Origin of the sequence: Hyphomicrobium sp. (assembly GCF_047600905.1) — a bacterium.
Taxonomy (GTDB): domain Bacteria; phylum Pseudomonadota; class Alphaproteobacteria; order Rhizobiales; family Hyphomicrobiaceae; genus Hyphomicrobium_B.
In genome coordinates this window covers 516,844-534,966 of sequence record NZ_JASGKD010000001.1, presented here as the reverse complement: position 1 = coordinate 534,966, position 18,123 = coordinate 516,844, and the positions used below count along the sequence as shown (strand labels likewise).

21 protein-coding genes are annotated in these 18,123 nt (G+C 59.2%); 8 read left to right on the top strand and 13 right to left on the bottom strand.

Features of this window, described 5'->3' with window-relative positions; translation table 11 throughout:
* Nucleotides 1-186 precede the first annotated feature (186 nt).
* Nucleotides 187-1,428, bottom strand: a complete 1,242-nt coding sequence (locus tag QM780_RS02725; protein WP_415068946.1) for a diguanylate cyclase — start codon at nt 1,426-1,428, stop codon at nt 187-189.
* 335 nt (nt 1,429-1,763) lie between these two features.
* Complete coding sequence (locus QM780_RS02720) at nt 1,764-2,996, bottom strand: MFS transporter (protein ID WP_415068945.1); 1,233 nt, start codon at nt 2,994-2,996, stop codon at nt 1,764-1,766.
* Nucleotides 2,997-3,283: 287 nt separating this feature from the next.
* Here QM780_RS02720 and QM780_RS02715 point away from each other — a divergent pair, with 287 nt between their 5' ends.
* On the top strand, nt 3,284-3,406 hold the full coding sequence (locus QM780_RS02715; protein WP_415068944.1) for a hypothetical protein: 123 nt from the start codon (nt 3,284-3,286) through the stop codon (nt 3,404-3,406).
* 22 nt (nt 3,407-3,428) lie between these two features.
* Here QM780_RS02715 and QM780_RS02710 read toward each other — a convergent pair whose 3' ends face one another.
* Nucleotides 3,429-4,493 carry an energy transducer TonB family protein gene (locus QM780_RS02710; RefSeq protein WP_415068943.1) on the bottom strand — a complete coding sequence of 355 codons (1,065 nt, stop codon included), beginning with the start codon at nt 4,491-4,493 and terminating at the stop codon, nt 3,429-3,431.
* A gap of 212 nt (nt 4,494-4,705) precedes the next feature.
* Here QM780_RS02710 and QM780_RS02705 point away from each other — a divergent pair, with 212 nt between their 5' ends.
* On the top strand, nt 4,706-5,542 hold the full coding sequence (locus QM780_RS02705; RefSeq protein WP_415068942.1) for a DUF72 domain-containing protein: 837 nt from the start codon (nt 4,706-4,708) through the stop codon (nt 5,540-5,542).
* A 37-nt stretch (nt 5,543-5,579) separates the two neighbouring features.
* Here QM780_RS02705 and msrB read toward each other — a convergent pair whose 3' ends face one another.
* The 3 genes from msrB to QM780_RS02690 all read right to left on the bottom strand — a co-directional run bounded on the left by msrB (nt 5,580) and on the right by QM780_RS02690 (nt 6,784).
* Entirely contained in the window at nt 5,580-5,984 is a 405-nt protein-coding gene (gene msrB, locus QM780_RS02700; protein ID WP_415068941.1) for a peptide-methionine (R)-S-oxide reductase MsrB, read from the bottom strand.
* Between the two features lie 59 nt (nt 5,985-6,043).
* Nucleotides 6,044-6,310, bottom strand: a complete 267-nt coding sequence (locus QM780_RS02695; protein ID WP_415068940.1) for a hypothetical protein — start codon at nt 6,308-6,310, stop codon at nt 6,044-6,046.
* A gap of 69 nt (nt 6,311-6,379) precedes the next feature.
* Nucleotides 6,380-6,784 carry a hypothetical protein gene (locus tag QM780_RS02690; RefSeq protein WP_415068939.1) on the bottom strand — a complete coding sequence of 135 codons (405 nt, stop codon included), beginning with the start codon at nt 6,782-6,784 and terminating at the stop codon, nt 6,380-6,382.
* Between the two features lie 325 nt (nt 6,785-7,109).
* On the opposite strand from QM780_RS02690, the gene QM780_RS02685 reads away from it, so the two are divergent.
* A complete protein-coding gene (locus QM780_RS02685; RefSeq protein ID WP_415068938.1) occupies nt 7,110-7,394 on the top strand; it encodes a hypothetical protein in 285 nt (94 codons plus the stop codon).
* Nucleotides 7,395-7,475: 81 nt separating this feature from the next.
* On the opposite strand, the gene QM780_RS02680 is transcribed toward QM780_RS02685, so the two are convergent.
* Nucleotides 7,476-7,895, bottom strand: a complete 420-nt coding sequence (locus tag QM780_RS02680; protein ID WP_415068937.1) for a hypothetical protein — start codon at nt 7,893-7,895, stop codon at nt 7,476-7,478.
* 298 nt (nt 7,896-8,193) lie between these two features.
* Here QM780_RS02680 and QM780_RS02675 point away from each other — a divergent pair, with 298 nt between their 5' ends.
* Nucleotides 8,194-8,643 carry a hypothetical protein gene (locus tag QM780_RS02675; RefSeq protein ID WP_415068936.1) on the top strand — a complete coding sequence of 150 codons (450 nt, stop codon included), beginning with the start codon at nt 8,194-8,196 and terminating at the stop codon, nt 8,641-8,643.
* A 1-nt stretch (nt 8,644) separates the two neighbouring features.
* Here QM780_RS02675 and QM780_RS02670 read toward each other — a convergent pair whose 3' ends face one another.
* Nucleotides 8,645-8,950 (bottom strand): hypothetical protein, encoded by a 306-nt coding sequence (locus QM780_RS02670; protein ID WP_415068935.1) that lies wholly within the window; start codon nt 8,948-8,950, stop codon nt 8,645-8,647.
* Nucleotides 8,951-9,136: 186 nt separating this feature from the next.
* On the opposite strand from QM780_RS02670, the gene QM780_RS02665 reads away from it, so the two are divergent.
* On the top strand, nt 9,137-9,547 hold the full coding sequence (locus tag QM780_RS02665) for a thioesterase family protein (RefSeq protein ID WP_415068934.1): 411 nt from the start codon (nt 9,137-9,139) through the stop codon (nt 9,545-9,547).
* 76 nt (nt 9,548-9,623) lie between these two features.
* Nucleotides 9,624-10,790 carry a DUF1134 domain-containing protein gene (locus QM780_RS02660; RefSeq protein WP_415068933.1) on the top strand — a complete coding sequence of 389 codons (1,167 nt, stop codon included), beginning with the start codon at nt 9,624-9,626 and terminating at the stop codon, nt 10,788-10,790.
* 59 nt (nt 10,791-10,849) lie between these two features.
* Here the strand turns inward: QM780_RS02660 and QM780_RS02655 are convergent, their stop codons facing one another.
* From QM780_RS02655 to QM780_RS02640, 4 genes are all read right to left on the bottom strand, one after another.
* On the bottom strand, nt 10,850-11,674 hold the full coding sequence (locus QM780_RS02655; protein WP_415068932.1) for a L,D-transpeptidase: 825 nt from the start codon (nt 11,672-11,674) through the stop codon (nt 10,850-10,852).
* A 222-nt stretch (nt 11,675-11,896) separates the two neighbouring features.
* The gene (locus QM780_RS02650; RefSeq protein ID WP_415068931.1) at nt 11,897-13,348 is read right to left on the bottom strand and encodes a cryptochrome/photolyase family protein; all 1,452 of its coding nucleotides are present in this window, start codon (nt 13,346-13,348) and stop codon (nt 11,897-11,899) included.
* Nucleotides 13,349-13,396: 48 nt separating this feature from the next.
* On the bottom strand, nt 13,397-14,065 hold the full coding sequence (locus tag QM780_RS02645) for a tetratricopeptide repeat protein (RefSeq protein WP_415068930.1): 669 nt from the start codon (nt 14,063-14,065) through the stop codon (nt 13,397-13,399).
* Entirely contained in the window at nt 14,025-15,104 is a 1,080-nt protein-coding gene (locus tag QM780_RS02640; protein WP_415068929.1) for a tetratricopeptide repeat protein, read from the bottom strand. Before QM780_RS02640 ends, QM780_RS02645 begins: the two co-directional genes overlap by 41 nt.
* A 148-nt stretch (nt 15,105-15,252) precedes the next feature.
* Between QM780_RS02640 and QM780_RS02635 the strand changes: the two genes are divergently transcribed.
* Nucleotides 15,253-15,822, top strand: coding sequence for a thioesterase family protein (locus tag QM780_RS02635; protein WP_415068928.1), 570 nt, complete (start codon nt 15,253-15,255; stop codon nt 15,820-15,822).
* A gap of 10 nt (nt 15,823-15,832) precedes the next feature.
* Here QM780_RS02635 and QM780_RS02630 read toward each other — a convergent pair whose 3' ends face one another.
* Entirely contained in the window at nt 15,833-17,383 is a 1,551-nt protein-coding gene (locus tag QM780_RS02630; protein ID WP_415068927.1) for an NAD(P)H-hydrate dehydratase, read from the bottom strand.
* A gap of 302 nt (nt 17,384-17,685) precedes the next feature.
* Between QM780_RS02630 and QM780_RS02625 the strand changes: the two genes are divergently transcribed.
* Nucleotides 17,686-18,024 carry a P-II family nitrogen regulator gene (locus QM780_RS02625; protein ID WP_290978897.1) on the top strand — a complete coding sequence of 113 codons (339 nt, stop codon included), beginning with the start codon at nt 17,686-17,688 and terminating at the stop codon, nt 18,022-18,024.
* Nucleotides 18,025-18,123: the final 99 nt, after the last annotated feature.

The window sequence follows — 18,123 nt, the reverse complement described above, 5'->3', positions numbered from 1 at the left end:
CTCAACGCAAATGCAGCGGCAATGTTCCGAGGTCAAGAGCGTCAAACTAAAACGCAACATGGCAAGAGCGATGTTGCAAATGGAGGTCGTCAAACCTGCATATCGGCATGCAGCTCGCGCATGAGCAGAGATAAGGAAAGAGGCTGCTTCCTTGAGGTCGCAAAGCACGCTCCGAGAAGCATGCCGTCACGCCAGAAGTTTTCGTTCCATCGTCTCGATGATTTCGGTGGGCCCCAGCCGCGGCGCGACCTGATTTCGTCCGTTGCCCTTCGCCGAGTAAAGCGCCGCATCCGCAGCCGAGATCACCAGCCCGACTCGAATCTCCCGGCCGATGACCGCCGACGCCACGCCCATGCTCACGGTGACGACTTCGTCTCGCCTCAGCGCCGGGTGCGGAATGGACGCATCTTCAACGGCTCGACGAATGCGCTCGGCGATGCGGATCGCCGTCGGCAGACCAATTCCACGCAATAAAACAATGAATTCTTCGCCTCCGAAGCGGAACACGTCGTCGGCATAGTCGCGCAACTCGCTTTGAATGATTCCCGCAACCCGTTTCAGGCAGACATCGCCGGCTTGATGCCCCGCCGTATCGTTGAATGCCTTGAAATGATCGATGTCGAGCAAAATGACCGCAAGCTCGCTGCCGATCAACTCGGCCCGGTCGCACATCTCGATCGCTTCGTCGAGCGAGCGGCGGTTCCGCAGTCCCGTAAGGGGATCCCGACGGGTCTTGGCATCGAGGTCCCGCCGCTGCAGACGGCCCTTCAGCGCCAAAAGATAGTTCATGCGGGTTTCGCGCTCGAGCACGTAAGACGCAAAGAGCGTCAGAACGACGGCGCAGGCAAACACGGTATTGGCCGAGACCTGAAACTCGAACGCATACGAAGGTAACATCCTCAATCCCACTGCATGCATGATGAGGCAGGCAAGGCAGGCCGCCACCGCCCACCAAAAGCGAACGCGCTGGACCATGGTCACGAACAGGATAATGAGAATAATGGATTGATGCAGCGCATCCTGATCCATGCTCCGGCTCACGAGCATCAGATAAAGAATGCTGCCAGCGCCGAGCACAGCCCCGCCGGTCGCGACCATGAACTCCCGCAACGCCACCGGCGGCCTCAGATACAGCGATGCGATCATCAGCAGCCCGATGGGCGTAACGATGCCGAGCCGAACCCACACCGCCGTGACGAACGTCTCCGGCGACGTCATCCAGTCTGGAATGAGAAAAAGATCGTACAGCAGAATTCCGAACAGGCCCCCGAGCGCGAGCTGCCGACAACGGCCCGCCTCCACCTCTTCTTCGAATGCAGTTTCAAGCTGCCGAGGAAATTTCAGCAGCGGAAAGCCGGAAGCAATCGCTTTTTCGATTACCGAAAGATCGATACCGGCAGGAATCGATTCGCCCGTCACTCGTTCCATCACAAGCACTTTCCCCGCTCATCATGAGCGCAGGTGACGACGAAGACGGTATCGATGGCTCGTTAATGCGAGGTACACAGAATTCGGGAAGATCGAAACAATTGTTCCCGGCCGGAAAACATGAACGCCGTGCAGCGGCGCCGGGCGATCAGTTTAAAGACAAGAGAAGATCAGAATCATCGAACATTTTCCGAACCTTACGCGAAATCTCTTTCCGCTCAGCTCAAAAAAATCAATGGCTCGAATTTGCCGACGTCATACTTTCTGACGATCGAAAAAATCCTGTCCCGGAAGATTAAAGATTTGCAAGATGCCGGCGTCCCACCAGGCGTGCGTCAGACTTCGGCGGGTTTCGCCACAATCGGACGAACGAAGACCAGAAGCACGGCAGCCAAGAAGATCATTCCGCCGGCCAGCTGAAAGAGGGCTCCGAACGGTACCTGCTGCTCCTTGAGGTATCCGCCGATATAGGTCATCGCGCCGCCAGCAGTGGTACCCGCGAAATTCAGCAGCCCGTAGGCCGTCGCGCGATGTCGAAGGTCCACGACCGTGCACGCCGCCGGCATCAGATTGGCGTCGAGAAAGCCCTGGGACATCCCCGCCACGAATACGCAGGAAAGCACAATCGGAATCTCGTCGACCGCGCCCATCAACACCAGACAAGGGGCCGCCATCATGAAGCCGATAGCGGGAACCAGGGCGCGCGCTCTGGGCGTCCGTACCGCCCACCAATCCGACAGGTTGCTGGCGATCAGCATCCCGACGAATGCCGCTCCATTGAACGCCATGGGACCGTACACTCCAGCCCAGGCCGACGAAACGCCGAGCTCGCCGCGAAAAAACTCGGCGAGCCAATTGCGCACCGGCCAATAGGCGGCGCCGTCGAGCATGTTCATTGCGAGGAGCAACAGAAACCCTCGGCTCGACAGCAACGACAGGAAAGCGGGCCGCCCTTGCGTGTCGATCACCACATCTTCCTGCGTGGCTGTGTAGCCATTTTCGGGAGGGGCCGGAAATAGCGCCGCGAGCACCACGGCGTATGCGACCCCGATGCCGCCGATCATGAGAAATACGTTCCGCCAGCCAAAGGCTTCAGCCAAAAAACCGCCGAGCCCCCCGATGACGGAGCCCGCATAGACGCCACTCAAATGTAGCCCTGTTGCCCGGCTTCGCGTTGGTCCGCGGTGGTAATCGACGATCAACGCCACGGCTGCCGGCATATAAAAAGCTTCGCTCACCCCCAGCGCCGCGCGCGCCGCCAGCATGCCACCGAACGTCGTCACGAGACCGCTGGCGAACGTCGCAGCCGACCAGATCAACAGGCTCGACAAGATCACGCGTCGTTTGCCGATGCGATCCGCGACATATCCCGCGATCGGCGAGCAAAAACCGTAAATCCAGAGAAATACCGACGAAAGCAGCCCGAACTTTTCGTCTCCAAGGTTGAGATCGGCTTTGATCGGACCCGGCATCGTAACGACGAGCTGCCGGTCGAGATAATTGATGAGGGCAACCACCCACAGCAGGCCGACGATGGTCCACGCGGCGCGTGTCGCGCTAGCCGTCATATCCTCTGCCCCTGCCTCTCCCACCCGGCTGAGCGGAAGTAGCTGGGTATGACACGGTTAGCAATTCTCGATCGCACGCCATTTTCTGAACGGTCGATTGCTGCTCTGCAGCGCCGCTGCCACGCCCTCACGAGCATCAACGCCGCTGCTTCATTTTGGCTATTGTGACTGACCCCGAGTTGAATTTACGCTCTGGCCAACGTAGACAAGAAACTTTTCGGGATCACGCGCCCAAGACGACCGCACGGTGGACGTTCCGCCGCTGAGTGAACCGTTTTGGAGCGACTATGAGCGAAAAGACAGATCTTACGTTTTTCCTCGCCCTTCTCATCGTCACGATCGTCGGCTTGGTCGCATCCTCGGCAAGCCACGCCGAAGAGATGCTTGCTTCGATGCTATCGATGCGGTGAATAACGCCCTTATCGCCGCCGATCAATCGTAGATGTACGTCACCATGAACGTACGATCGGCCTCATTGGACCCGGCAGGCGGGATCGGATAACTCGTCTGCTTGGCGGCAAATACGACATCCTGATTGAGCGACGGGTCCTTGGAACCCGCAAGCAGCTTCACATCGACGACGTTGCCGTTCTCGGACAGAAAGATTCTAACTGTCACCCGTCCGAGTGTATTCGTCAGCTGCGGCATCGTCTGCTGCAGCGCCCGGATCACCGCCCGCGCGAACGCATCGTTGAGGCCCGAGCGCGTAATACCAGGCGGCCGTTGAAACGCCGCCGCGCCACCGCCTCCGCTTAAGCTCGGCGCCAGTGCCTGAGTTGATAAATCGAGCGCGGCCACTTTCTTCTGAGCCTTCGAAGATGACTTCTTCGCTGACTTGCTTGTCGTTGGCTTTTTGGCTTCCGGTTTGGGCTCAGATTTCGGCTTCGCTTTCGGCTCTTTCTCGCTTTGCATCTTCGACGGATCGAGATCGTCGAGAGAGAAGAGATCGGGCGCCTGGCTATCCGGTGACGTATCCTCTTGCTTGGCAACCTTTTCAGGCTCCGGCTTCGCCGGATCGCTGTCCTGCGGAACGTCGGGCTGCGCGGTGTCTTGAGGTTGCGGCGTTTCCTGCGCTTGCGGTTCCGGCGGTGGCTGTTGAGGCTCGGGCGGTTGAGGCTCTTGCTTCGCCTGCTCGGGCTGCGGCGGCGTGGGCTGCTGCTCCTTCGGCTGCTGAGGCTGTGGCTTTGCTTGCTGTTGTTCCTGTGTCGGCGCGATTGGGCCCGGCGGCGGCGAAACCTCGTCCGCGACGGTGGCGCGGCTCTGCAAATCCTGTTCTGTCACCAGCGATACGCTGATCGCATCGTCCGCACCGTTCTCGGCGCCGAGCCTTTTTGCGCCGCCGTTCTGCGCGGCGCTGACCAGAAACGACGCGTGAAGAATGAAAGCGCACGCCAATGCAATGTAGAAATTACGCTCGCGCTTCGACGTGCCCGCGCCCCAAGGCGCGAAGCCTGCAATGGAAAGACCGGCCGTTTGCCCCACGTTTTCGGCAGTCATGTGCCTTGCTTGACCCCAACGGCATAAGTTTACAACGCTTGCCCCAAGCGCTGCCACAAATGATAATTGACCGGCAAAAAAAGGCCGAGATGCCGTAACCCGCGTTTCCCCTGCATGCGCCCCGAGGTCGCGGGAAAAACATGAACTTGCCCAGAATTATGGCGATTCGCTGAACCCAAGCATTGTTCGCTCTCAGATGCCCGGGACTTCTCATGGTCGCTAAGTCGGAAAAAGGCCAGAAAGGCGCTATTCGCGCGGGGATCGGCGGCTGGACGTTCGAGCCCTGGCGCGGCACTTTTTACCCAGACGGTTTGCCTCATACCAAAGAACTCGAGTTCGCAAGCAGCCAACTCACGACGATCGAGGTCAACGGCACCTACTACAGCACGCAGAAACCGGCGACCTTTGCCAAGTGGGCGAAGGAAACGCCATCGGCTTTCATCTTTGCGCTGAAAGGCCCCCGCTATGCCACCAACCGCCGCATACTCGCCGAGGCAGGAGATTCGATCTCGCGCTTCATCGATTCCGGTATGGCCGAACTCGGCGATAAGCTTGGCCCGCTTCTATGGCAGTTCGCACCCACCAAAAAATTCGACGAAGCTGACTTTGGTGCTTTCCTCGACTTGCTGCCTAGGAAAATCGGCAAGCGTCCGTTGAAGCATGCCGTCGAAGTCCGCAACGCATCGTTCTGCACACCCGCATTCATCGCGCTTGCGCGTGAGAAGTCGGTTGCCGTCGTCTTCGCCGACCATGCGACCTATCCCGCGATTGCCGACGTGACATCCGATTTTGTCTATGCCCGGCTACAGACCGGGCAGGACTCCATTCCGACGGCATACAAACCGCAAGCGCTCGACCAATGGGCCGAGCGCGCGAAAATCTGGGCGACGGGAAGCGTTCCGGACGATCTGCCGATTGTCGATGCCGACCGAAAACCGCGGTACACGCCGCGCGACGTGTTCGTCTATTTCATTCACGAAGGAAAGATCCGCGCGCCCGCGGCCGCGATGGCGTTTCAAAAGCGCGTGACACCCAATTCTAAACCATGAAACTATCGGACGCCGCGCCTGTCCGAGGCGGCCGAAATTACGTCTTCGACGTTGCCTTATCCGCCTCGTCCTCGAGATTGAGGCAGACCGAGTTGATGCAATAGCGCTTGCCGCTTGCCGTCGGTCCATCATCAAACACATGACCAAGGTGCGATCCGCACCGCGCGCAGGTGATTTCGGTCCGAACCATGCCGTGCGAGGTGTCGGCGTGATATTCGACGGCACCAGGGAGGGCTTCATCGAAGGATGGCCAGCCCGTCCCGGAATCAAACTTTGCATCGGAAGAGAAGAGCGGATTTCCGCATGCGGCACACGTAAACGTGCCATCGCTCTCGGCGTGCAGGAATTCGCCGGTAAACGGCGGTTCGGTACCCTTTTCGCGAAGGATCCGATACTGCTCCGGCGTGAGGAGTTTTCGCCAGCCAGCCTCATCGCTAGGCATCGATTTTTTGTCCATGGCGCATATATCGGCCAAGAACATCCGCCATTCAAGAGCGGAGCTCAATCGTAGTAGCGGTCTCCGTAGCGCTCGCGCCACCACAACCGCCTGAGATCGATGCGACGCGGCGGCGGCGGTCCGTACTGAGGATAATAGCCGCTCGGGCGCCCATATCGCCTCAGCTGGTCGATGTCGTACCGGCTCGCAACGCCCGCCCGATACATCGCACGAGCGTGCTCAACGTCGAAAATCGACTGAGCGTTGCTGTCCGTTGCGAGAAAAGCAAAAGATGGCAAGGCAATAGCGATAGCAAGCGCAGCAAGTTTCATATCACGTCCGTCCGTTGTCGCCGTCAGCGGCAAGCCTGCCGCCGACACTTTCCGATGACCGCCGATCACCTAGTAATCTGGGCAGATGCGGGCCCGGTACCTGTGGCTGTAATAGCAGTAAGGGTATGCCGGATAGTAGCCGTCGTAATAGTAGTCGTCGAAGTACGGGTATCCGTAGAAATATGGATATCCGCCATAGAAATACCCGCGTCGGAAATGGCGGTATCCATAGCCGGGACCGCCCCAAGGCCGTCCGCCCCAGTAACCGCCTCCACCCCATCGACCACCGCCGCCCCAATGCCCTCCACCGCCCCAATGGCCGCCGCCACCCCAGTGGCCATGGGTAAGGACGATAGGCCCTGGAGCCCGAGAAGCAGCGCTGCCCAAGCCTGCCGGGGCCGCGTTGGACGGCTCGCAAATTCCCATCCAGGCAAGCAATAACCCGCCGACGAACAGACGACCCAAGCGGAACATGGATACTCTCCGATCTGAAGCCGCGCCGGAAACGACCAACCCCTCTCCTCGCCAACGAAAGCGCCGGCTCCGAGGGCTTGAACACTTATATCCCGCCTTGATTGAACCGTGTTACCGGACCTGAAAACATAGTGATCAACTTCCTTTGAAAGCGCTCGGATCGGGCCGAAAAGCTCTGGAATTGCATAAGCCGGCTCCCGGTTCCGACCGGAAAGAGTGCCTCGCGTTCGCCACGATGACCGTGCGAATCTGGTAAACACGGAGAATAAATCCCGGGGCGCACCTTATCGATTGCGCCCTCGACCAAACCTTGATGGAGCGCATCATGTCGGACCGGACGCAACTCGCCATTGGCCGAAATTCGATATCGGTGCCGCGGCTGACAAAACGCTTGGTCGAGGCTGTGATTGCCACGGCGCTGACGTCGCTCGTCGCATTCGTCATCCTCGCCCTGAATAACGTGCTGACAAACCGGGGCGGATGGATCGAAGGATTTTACGTGTGGCAGTCGTTGATGCGCCAGCCTGCCATCCTTGGAACGATGCTGTTGACGTCACTCGTTACCGTGATTTTCCTATCCTGGCAGCGTGATCGCGAAATCAAGCGCTGAGCTTGCCGAGGACGGCGCCAAGCAAAAACGGCGAGATGAAAATCTCGCCGTCGCCACGTCGGGGTATGCTTCGACCGGAGATTACTTCTTTAAGGCCGCGTTGCACTGGCTGTAATAGCCGCCGCCCTTCTGAATCCATTTGAGGCTGCCGTTGCCGCCGTTCGCTTTGTTTGCCCGGTATTGATCGAGGCAGGTGTGCATCCGGGCCCGGCCCGCACTTTCCTTGGAGTATTTGGAATCGATTGCGTTCGGGAAAACGGCTGCGCCTGTAGATTTCGTCGTCTCGACCTTCGCGGCCGGCTTTTCTTCCGGCGCAGCTTCGGCTCCGGCACATTCCTTCTTGCGGAATTCGTTCCAGGTCTCGCCATTGAGGGTCCCGGCCGATTTAGCAGCTTGATACTTGACGCTGCATTCCTTGGTCGAAAGAGCAAAACTTGGGCCGGCGCCCATTACTGCAAAAGCGGCGAACGCCGCCGCACAGAAAGCAATGCGTGAGGTCATGTGAGATCTCTCCTAGGACGGCGCACGCGCCGGTTCAGCCCATAGCAGGAATGATACCGTCGCCCGCGGGCAAGCTCAAAGACAGACTGATGTCTTCGATCGCCAATTGCGCTGGTACGGTATATGAGGTTGCCGGATTTGCCGAAATGCAAATCGTTTCTACTTACAAAAAAGTATAAGCTTTAGACAGGATTTGCTGCCCTGCGCGCAGACAGCGAGGGGTGCTTCCGAATGATCGTCAGTAGGCTGCGTCGGGATAGTGTTGTTCATGCAATCAACGGGCCGAAATAGGCCGCGGATGATTTTCCGGGCGCCGGGAATCCATTCTGTTCTGCCATTTCTGATCGCGGCCATGTCAGCGACCTGCTGCGGAGCAGCGTGGGCTGCCGATCCGCCTAAGGATCTTCTGGCATCGACAAGGGCCGCCATCGCCGCCACCAACCTGACGCCCTACGATATCGGCTCCCGATACGCCCAGGCCCTTGGTGCCTCCGAGACGTGTCCCGGCGGAACAATAACCGCCAAGGGCTCCATTCTCGCCCTGCTCTACACGGGAACCAATCTTGAAACTTTCGCCGCGCAACAGAAAAAAATCTACGATGCGTGGATGCGCGTGAAACATTGCGTTCCGGATGAGCCGCAAAACCAATGCAAACTCATCATCGACGAAAGTTGCGCGGCGGCCCTGTCCGAAATCGGCCCTTCCGGCACGGCGTTGCCGGGTCTGCTCGAAATCTCGCGGCCCTAATTCAAGAAGCCGCCCCGTCTCGCCGCCACCGCCTCAGCACGAACGCGACGCCTTCGGCCGCCATCCACGTGACCAGCACCACAGCGAGAACAACGAACACGACTTCGCCAAGACCGGCTGTCACCGTGAGATCGGACAACACCGGACCCAAATCGATGCCACGCATGCGACACGGTTCTGCCGCCGCGTCGTTGATCGTGCACCCAAGCGCGGCCGCCAAGAGCGCCGCAGCAGCAATACCCGAAAATGGCGCGAGAGCGAGTACCGTCGAGAAGGCGATCATGAACCAGCGGAAGCGGTACAGCACGCAACCTCCTGCAACATCTGTCGCGTTACGCGTAATGGAAGCCGCCAACTAGACCCGCGAACATCGTTTTGGGCAGAGCGCTGCGCGAAGTAGGTTAACGCCGACCTCTATGCCCCTCGTCTAAATCCTGTTGATCAATGCGGCAGCGCGCCTTATGGGCCTCTCTGCCAAAAGGAGCACTGGCGAATGGCCGACCTTTCACAACTGCGCATAGGCCTCGTGGGAACGGCGAGCATGCTCGTCACCGAAGAGCGCCTCGCCACGCATGTCGGAAGTGGCAATGTACCGGTCTTCGCGAGTCCCATGCTGATTGCGGTGATGGAAGCGGCGGCCGTCGATTGTCTCGACGGCTATATGCCGGCCGAACACCAGAGCCTCGGCGTCCATCTGGACGTGACCCATTCCGCACCCACGCCGATTGGCCTGACGGTAACTGCCACGGCCACCGTCAAAGCAGTCGACGGGCGGAAAATTACCTTCGACGTCTCGGCGACAGATGGCATCGACCGCATCGGATCCGGCGTACACACCAGAATCATCGTCGACACGCCGCGCTTCATGGCGCGCATTGCCGCCAAATCTCTGCCACGGCATTAGGCAAAGGCTTAGACCATTGGCGTCCCTGGAGATCGAGTCCAAGATCGCCGGCTACTCACATTGGAGCTTAACTGCCATGCGATCGACAGCTGCCCTTCTCGCCTTGGCGATCGCGCTTTTCTGGACCGTGCCTGCCGCGGTGGCTGCACCGTGCACAGCTAACGATTTCGCGGCGGCCGTCGACCAATCCGGTGCAAGCCTTCGAGCGATGACCATTGAAGTCCAGCCCAAATTGCAGGAGCGCCTCAAACGCTACAAGGAAGCGTTAAAGCTTCCCGCCGCCGACTATGAAGGTTCCGTATTGGATGCCACTCAGGACGCGACGCTGGACGACTTCGATAAAAAAAGCGGCGAGCTATTGCTGACCGTCGATTCCCTTGGCCGCGTGCCGGACGGCACGGAACCAGACTGTGCCAAGCTCGAACAACTGAAAGCCGCCGCCGCGCAGCTCAACACCGTAATCAAGGCGAAATCCGATTACATGCTGAAGCGCCTCGACGAAAAAATCGCCGAAGCGGAACGCAATCGGCCCTCGGCGGCTGCCGCAGTTCCTGCTCCTCCGTCAAAGTCCGGCGAGGACACAGCTCAGCCGGCGAAAAAGCCAGCCGAGATCGCCACCAAAAAGCCGGCGTCCAAACCTGCCTCCGATTCAACGAAAGGCTGGGCAACGCATACCAAGCCCGACGAGACGAGCCCGCCTCCTGTGGTCGCGATGAAAGAGCCGGAACCTATGCCAGCGCTGCCGCCGCCGGAGCAGGACGGCTATACGATTGAAGAAATCCGCGACGTCACACGCGGCTTCTTTGGCACCATCTCGACGAACTTGGCAGCCGTCATCGAACACGCGTTCAAGCAGTCCGGACGCCCGACCGCCTACGTCCTCGGCGTCGAGGGCGGAGGCGCCTTTCTCGCTGGGCTTCGTTTCGGCAAAGGCACGCTGTTCATGCGCTCGCAACCGGGCACACGCGACGTTTACTGGCACGGACCGTCCGTCGGAACCGACCTCGGCGCCTCCGGATCGCGTACGCTGTTTCTCATCTACCGCATGAACAAGCCCGAGGATCTTTACCGCAACTTCACCGGCATTGATGGTTCAGCCTATTTCGTCGGCGGCGTCGGCGTAACGCTGCTCAAGGGCGGCCCCGTCATCATGGCTCCCATTCGATCGGGCGTCGGCATGCGCCTCGGCGCAAATATCGGCTATGTGCGCTTCACCGAACGGCCGACCTGGAATCCGTTCTGATCTCAATAAAAAAGCCCGGCAACCCGGGCTTTTCTCGATAGCATTCTGGAGGGTCTGTCTCAGTTCGCTTCATAAGCGTAGCTGCCCGAATAACGAAGGCGCTTTGGTCTGTTCTTATAAACGTACTCGCCGTTTTTTCCCTTTTTCAATTTGACGCGAACGCCGTCGATATAGACGTAGCGATCCTTGCGGTCCTTTTTGCGCGCGATACGCTCGTCATCATTGTTTGAGCTGCCGCCCCAGAACCAGCCGCCTCCGCCGCTCGCATACTCGTCGCGGTTTGAATCGCGGCGCGCCATCTGCGTATCGCGCCAATTCGGCCGTCCATGCACGCTCACACGCGTTCGGTCCATACCGTGTCGCTGCACGAGATTGTAGAAGGTCTTTGCATTTGCGAGCGACAGCCGGATGCAACCGTGCGAAGCCGGCATGCCCAGTGACTTCTGATGATAGGTGCCGTGAACCGCGACACCGCCGTTGATGAAAACAGCGTTCGGCATCGGCGCGTTGTCGTATTTCTTCGAATACCACATGGCCGACGTCCACTGCGGGCGGAAGTTGCCCGTCGGCGTCGCATATTGCTGCGTTCCCGATGAAATGGCCCAGCGATAGCGCGGCTCACCATTGACTGAAACCGTCATGGTCTGCCGCGAAAGGTCGATGGACGCAGTCAACGTCGGAGGAAGAGGCCGCGGCTTTACGACCGGCTTGCCCTCTGCGGCAGCAGCCGTCGCGGGTTCCTTCGATTCAGGTGCCTTCCCAAAGAAGGTCGTCGTGCCAGATTGCGTTTCTGTGGTGGTGGGCGCCCCGCTCGGATCGGCAAAAGCCGAGAATGACGGAGCAGCGGCGAGAAAAATCGCCGCTAACAATGTGGTACGCAACATGGCTACTCCCTACGCAATACTTCTTGGCCCGTATCTTACGGCTTCCGCAGTCGGAACGTTAATGGAAATTACCGATAAATCGTCGAAGGTACAGTTGAACAGCTCAACTAGCTTACGAAACGGTTTCGCATCTCGCTCAATCAGAACAGTGGCTTCATATCAAGCTCTTTGCAAAACATACCTTTTTCACGTGTGAACCGACGCGGCCAATGGTTGCAATGCTCACCGTTTGAACGATTTCAAATTTTCATACGCCGCCAGAGCCCGGCCGCGCGCCGTTTTATGATCCACAATCGGAAATGGATAGTCCTTCCCGATGACAACATTGGCGCGCTTCAACTCTCCGGCAGATGCGGCCCATGGAGAATGGATATCGGGCGGTGACAAGCGCGCAAGCTCAGGGATCCAGCACCGCACATAGTCTCCGTCCGGGTCGAACTTCTGTCCCTGCAAGATCGGATTGAAGATGCGGAAATATGGCGCTGCATCGGCGCCGCAGCCAGCAACCCACTGCCAATTCGCAGCATTGTTCGCAAGATCGGCATCGACAAGAGTATCCCAGAACCATGCCTCTCCGGTCGTCCACGGATGCAAGAGATGCTTCGTCAAGAATGACGCTGTGATCATGCGAGCCCGGTTGTGCATATAGCCGGTGGCCCAGAGTTCACGCATGCCCGCATCGACGATCGGATAGCCAGTAAGACCCTTCTGCCAAGCCTTGAGATCCGCCGACGATTTATTCCAAGCGAATGCCGAGAATTCTTTGCGCAGCGGCTCATCGGGCATATTCGGAAAATGCAAGAGAAGCGAGTGACTGAACTCGCGCCAGACCAGCTCTTTCAGAAAAATCTCGATCGACTGATCGCTCGTGCCGGTTTTGCCCGACGCGTTTGCTGCCGCACGCCAGCACGCCGACGGCGAAATTTCACCGAACGCAAGATGCGGTGAAAGCCGCGATGTTCCAAGATCGGCAAGTCGGTCGCGTCGCTCGGAATAGCCCGCAAGGTCCTTCGCAATGAAATGATCGAGACGCTGTCGCGCGCCATCTTCTCCAGGTTGCCACGTTGCAGACATTCCGCCCGACCAGTCCGGCGAAGTCGGCGACAATGCCCAGAGCGAAATATTGTCGGACGCGACAGCCTTGCGGATCGCGTCGATGCGTTGCGGCGCAGGCAATGCCTTTGGCAGGTTGAAGTCTTTGCGAAATGCCCGCCAGAATGGCGTGAAGACCTGATAGGAACCGCCCGATGACGTCCTCACGTCTTCCGGCTCTCTCAGCAAGCGGCCGCCGAACCGTTTGAAGGCGACACCCGATTTGCCCAACGATGCATGAAGCTTTTCTTCGAGCATGACCGAGCGGGGCTCGTACCCGCGCGTGACGTGCACAGCAACCGCATCTGTCTCCGCGACAAGACGCATGAGTTCGTGCGCCGGATCTCCTCGACGTAAAATCAGCTCATTCCCGCGGCGCTTGATATCACGCGCCAGCGACGCCAGGCTTTTCGCCAACCACCATTTCGAAGCCGCGCCGAGCGTCCAATGATCTCGCGAGGTCTCGTCGAGAATATAGAGGGGGATGATCTTCGCCCCCGATTTCACGGCCGCCGTCAGCGCCGGATGATCATGCAGCCGCAGATCGTTTCGAAACCAGACGATGATAGGCCCGCCGCTCATGAACCCGCCCGAAACGCACACCTGGCCGACGCGGCATCTCCGCCGACTTCAGTTACCGAACAGGAATTCGAAAAATGACTTGGGCTTATATCGCCGTTGCTGCCGGTCGGATCGATCCGCGCTGTAGGCCTGATCACGATTGCCGACGACCGCGACATTGACCGGATGCAGTTGATACTCGTCCGTCACTCCATCGACGCTCGCGATCTGCAGGCGATCGCCATCCCACGTCCATTGAGCAACGCGCGCGCCCTGGCGATGCGGCTCGATCGCGAGCACCTTTCCTCCGCTGATATCGATAATCGCTGCAAGCTCGGTATCTTCCGGGCCGTTCTTGCCGCGAATGCTGCCTCCGGAAAATCGCAAAATGCCATAGCCCGCATAGGGCGAGTTCTGGATGTCCCACGCCAGCAGTTTAGGCACGCCCTCGCCCATCATTTCCAGCGGGACACGAACCTGAGGATAGTCGCTGCTTTTTGCGAAATAGTCTTTTCCATGCAGGACGACATTCCACTTCGCAATATCGAGCGACGGCATCGGTTTGTCCTCGACGTCGTCAGCTGCCGCCCCGAGACGCTGAAGGGCATCGCTCGCAAACTTCCAGCTCGGCCGCAGCTGCAATGCGCGCCTGAGGTCGCCAATCGCACTGTCCGCCTGGCCGTTGGCTTCCTCGATCTCACCGCGCGCCCACAACGCTTCCGGCGAGTTCGGGATCAAGCTTGATCGCCGTCTCGACGTCCTTGGCGCCGATGTCCGACTGCCCGTTTTGCTTGTAGATGAACGCTCGGAACGCAAACGCAACGGGAGAACGAGGATCCAGTTCGATCGCCCGGTTGAGGTCTGCGTAGGCATCATCGAACGCTTCTGCGACGCCGTTGGCGATGCCGCGACCTTCGTAGCCCTCTCTCGATTTGGGATCGAGTTCAATGGCACGCGAAAAGTCTTTGATTGCCGACGCCGTATTTCCATTCAGCAGATAGGCATAGCCGCGAACGACATAGAGCTCGCCATTATCGGCATCGAAGGCGATCGCTCTGGAAAGATCTTCGATGGCGTCATCGCCCTGACCGATCGCAACCCTCGCCTCAGCCCGATTGCGATAGGCAGACGCGAAACGAGCATCCGCGCTCACTGCCCGGGAAAAATCGCGAATGGCCGCGTGCGGCTTTCCGATCGCGAGATAGGCGAGGCCGCGCCCTGAAAGTGGAGGCGCACTCGCAGGCAGAAGTTCGATCGCTTTGGTGAAATCGGCGACCGCCGCCTCTGGTTTGCCGAGCTTCATCTCGGCGTTGCCGCGGTTCGAATAGGCAGCGGCGTATCCAGGCGCCAGCATGAGCGCTCGATCGAAATCCTTGGTTGCCTCACCAAGCTGCCCCAGCGCCAGAAGCAGATTGCCCCGGTTGTTGTAAGCAACGGGATATTCCGGAAAAAGCTCGACGGCGTGGTTGTAGTCTTCAAGTGCGGCTTTGGTTTCCCCAAGACGAACATTGGCGACGGCGCGATCGTTCAGGATTGTCGCGCGCCGGTCATTGGGAAGTCCCGTGTCCTTCAAAGCCGCGGAATAAATCTCGACCGCTTTCGTAACGTCTCCGCGGATGAGATGGGCCGCTCCCTCTTCCGCCGGCGAGGGCGTAGAAATAGCGTCCGCAGCATGGACTGGCATGGCCCCGAGCAACCCGACGACCACACAAACCAGCTTTGCCCGAAAGCCTCTCATAACTTCCGCCAAATCCTCTTCCGTTCGCCCGGACGTCATTCGAGACGCGATTCGATATCCTCGCAGTAATACGGTGCCATTGTGGGCACTGGTGGAGCAACCGACAAATCCGGTAGCAACCGAGGATAGAGTTGACCTATACGTAAACCTGCCATACGGCTGGCCCAACTCGACCGGGAAATTGCACATGAACCTTTGGTTCAGATTGCTTTGGGTGCTCCTGACGGCGCGTCGCCGCGGTGCTCTCGCGTTGCCAACCGATGTCTCGAGGCTGGCGTTTCGCGTCTGGCCCCATGATCTTGACCTCTCAGTCCATATGAACAACGGCCGCTATCTGACGCTGATGGATCTCGGCCGCCTCGACGTCATGGTTCGCTCAGGCCTGTGGCGCGAGGTTTTCCGCCATCACTGGACGCCGATAGCCAGCGCCATCACTGTCCGCTTTCAGCGCGAGCTGCGTCTGTTGCAGAGATTTCGGCTCGAGACCCGTCTGCTCTGTTGGGACGAAACCCTGGTCGTCATGGAACAGATTTTCGTCCTCGACGGCGGACCGCGCGATGGGCAGGCTGCGGCGCGCGCGCTCTTCAAGGGCGGCCTCTACGATCGCAAGGAAAAGAAATTCGTGGAAATCGCCCGGCTGATGTCCCTCATCGGCGTGTCGGAAATCAGTCCACCGGCGACGCCGGAAGTCGAAGCATTTCTGCACACCGACGATCGGCTGAAGCAGGCCGGAAGAGGCAATCCTCTCGGCGCCTGACCGCTGCTCCTTATCGAAACTTCTCCGAAAAAAGCCGCTGAAGCACCGTCGGTAGGACATCCGGAAGATCCTCGGCGATAAGGCCGACGCCGAACGTGTTCGCCGCTTCGCCATGTAGCCAGACGGCCGCCGCAGCAGCCTCGAAGGGCAGCATGTGTTGAGCCAGAAGTCCTGTGACGAGACCACCGAGAACGTCGCCGGATCCGGCCGTCGCCAGCCAAGGCGGCGCGTTTGAATTGATCGCGGCGCGTCCGTCTGGCGCAGCAATCACCGTATCGGTGCCTTTCAGGATGACGATTGCACCCGACATCTTCGCGGCTTCGCGGGTCCGATCGACCTTCGAACCCGCGAGTTCGCCGAATAAGCGTTTGAATTCTCCCTCGTGAGGCGTGAGAACGACAGGCGCTTTCCGATCCCTTATCGCCGCAAACAGCGTCTCGCGCCGATGCGGACCGTCCCCGTTGCGCGCGAGAAAGCCCATCCCGGCATCACCACGCGGCTTGTCGCCCGCGTCAGAAAACGATGTCAGCGCATCCGCGTCGAGCACGACGGCCGCCGACGATTTGAGAATCGCCAATACGTCGTCGGCCGTTTCCGGGCCAACGGACGCACCTGGCCCTATCAGCACCGCATTCCGCCGCGTATCGCGAAGAAACATGGACAGTGCCGCCGCCCCCGAAACCGAGCGCACCATGATCGACGTGACCTGCGTCGCAATAATTGCGGTCGCCGCCGCGTTGCCGACGAGCGTCACCAGCCCTGCTCCAACGCGCAGAGCGCCGCGCGCTCCGAGCCGCGCCGCCCCCGTTTGCAGTGCCGGTCCGGACACCACGACCGCGTGACCGCGGTCATACTTATGACCGCCGTCCTCCGGCCAGTTGAAGTGGTCGCGCCAAAGCGGCAAGCCGTTCTCATGCAGCGACGGCTTCAATGTCTCGAGGACCCGTTCCGGAATTCCGATATCGGCAACGACGACCTCGCCGCATAGATGCCTGCCCGGCATCAACACATGCCCTGGCTTCTTTCGAAAAAACGTGACTGTCTTGCGCGCCTTGATCGCAACGCCGCGAACCTCACCGCTCGTGCCGTCGAGACCGCTTGGAACGTCGATCGCTAAAACCGGCAAACCGCTGTCGTTGACCGCCTGCACCAACTCCGCCGCGTCGCCTTCGAGCGGACGCGACAGCCCGGCACCAAAGAGCGCATCGATCACCAGGTGCATGCTCTGGAGAGCATCGGGGCTCGCGTGCCGTATCGGCAGCGGCCATCGCCGCGCCATCTCGGCGGCATCGCCCTTGAGCGCCGCCTTGTCTCCGAGCAGAAAAAGACGAACGTCATAACCCTTGTCGCGCAGATGGCGTGCCGCAACAAATCCGTCGCCGCCATTATTCCCCGGTCCGCACAGCACCACGACACGGCGGTCCGGCCCCCAAACCATATCGACGGCCGCCGCAGCGACCGCCTTACCGGCCTTCTCCATTAGTTCGAGAGAAGGCACCCCGGCCTGAGCAGCGAGGCGATCCGCCTCGCCAGCTTCTGCGGTCGTAAGCAGTTCATTCATGATCGTGACCTATGCCGTCCCTTCCACGTGATTTATCGGAGCCTCGACTGCCTAGAAATTCATCGCCCAAAAGCTGTTCACCAACACCGAGGAAATCGGCATAAAAAATATGCATGTCGCATATTTTTAGGGCTTAAATGTCGGCTCATGGCTGTTCAAAAATCCGGCGCAACACGCTAAGCCAATGACATACCGTGTGTTTCTCCCAAATGCCGCAGGTGGCACGGCCTCTGCTAGCCTTTGGGCCACTGGGCACGCGTGAACTAACGACCGTCATGCTGTCCAAGATTCAAGGGGCGAAAATGAAAAAGATTGAAGCGATTATAAAGCCCTTCAAGCTCGATGAAGTAAAAGAAGCGCTACAAGAAATCGGCTTGCAAGGCATCACTGTTATCGAGGCCAAGGGTTTCGGCCGCCAGAAAGGCCACACCGAGCTTTATCGGGGGGCGGAGTACGTGGTCGACTTCCTGCCCAAGGTGAAGATTGAAGTCGTTTTGAGCGACGACATGCTCGACAAAGCAATCGAGTCCATCCAAAAGGCCGCGAAAACCGGTCGGATCGGTGACGGCAAGATCTTTATCTCGTCGATCGAAGACGCTATTCGGATCCGCACCGGTGAATCCGGGCGCGATGCTATCTGACAAAAAAACGAACTAAAAACACAAACACGCCAATCCGGGCCTTTGAGCTCAACGAACCGGCACGCGTGAAATCCAACAATGCCTAGACATGGGAGTGTC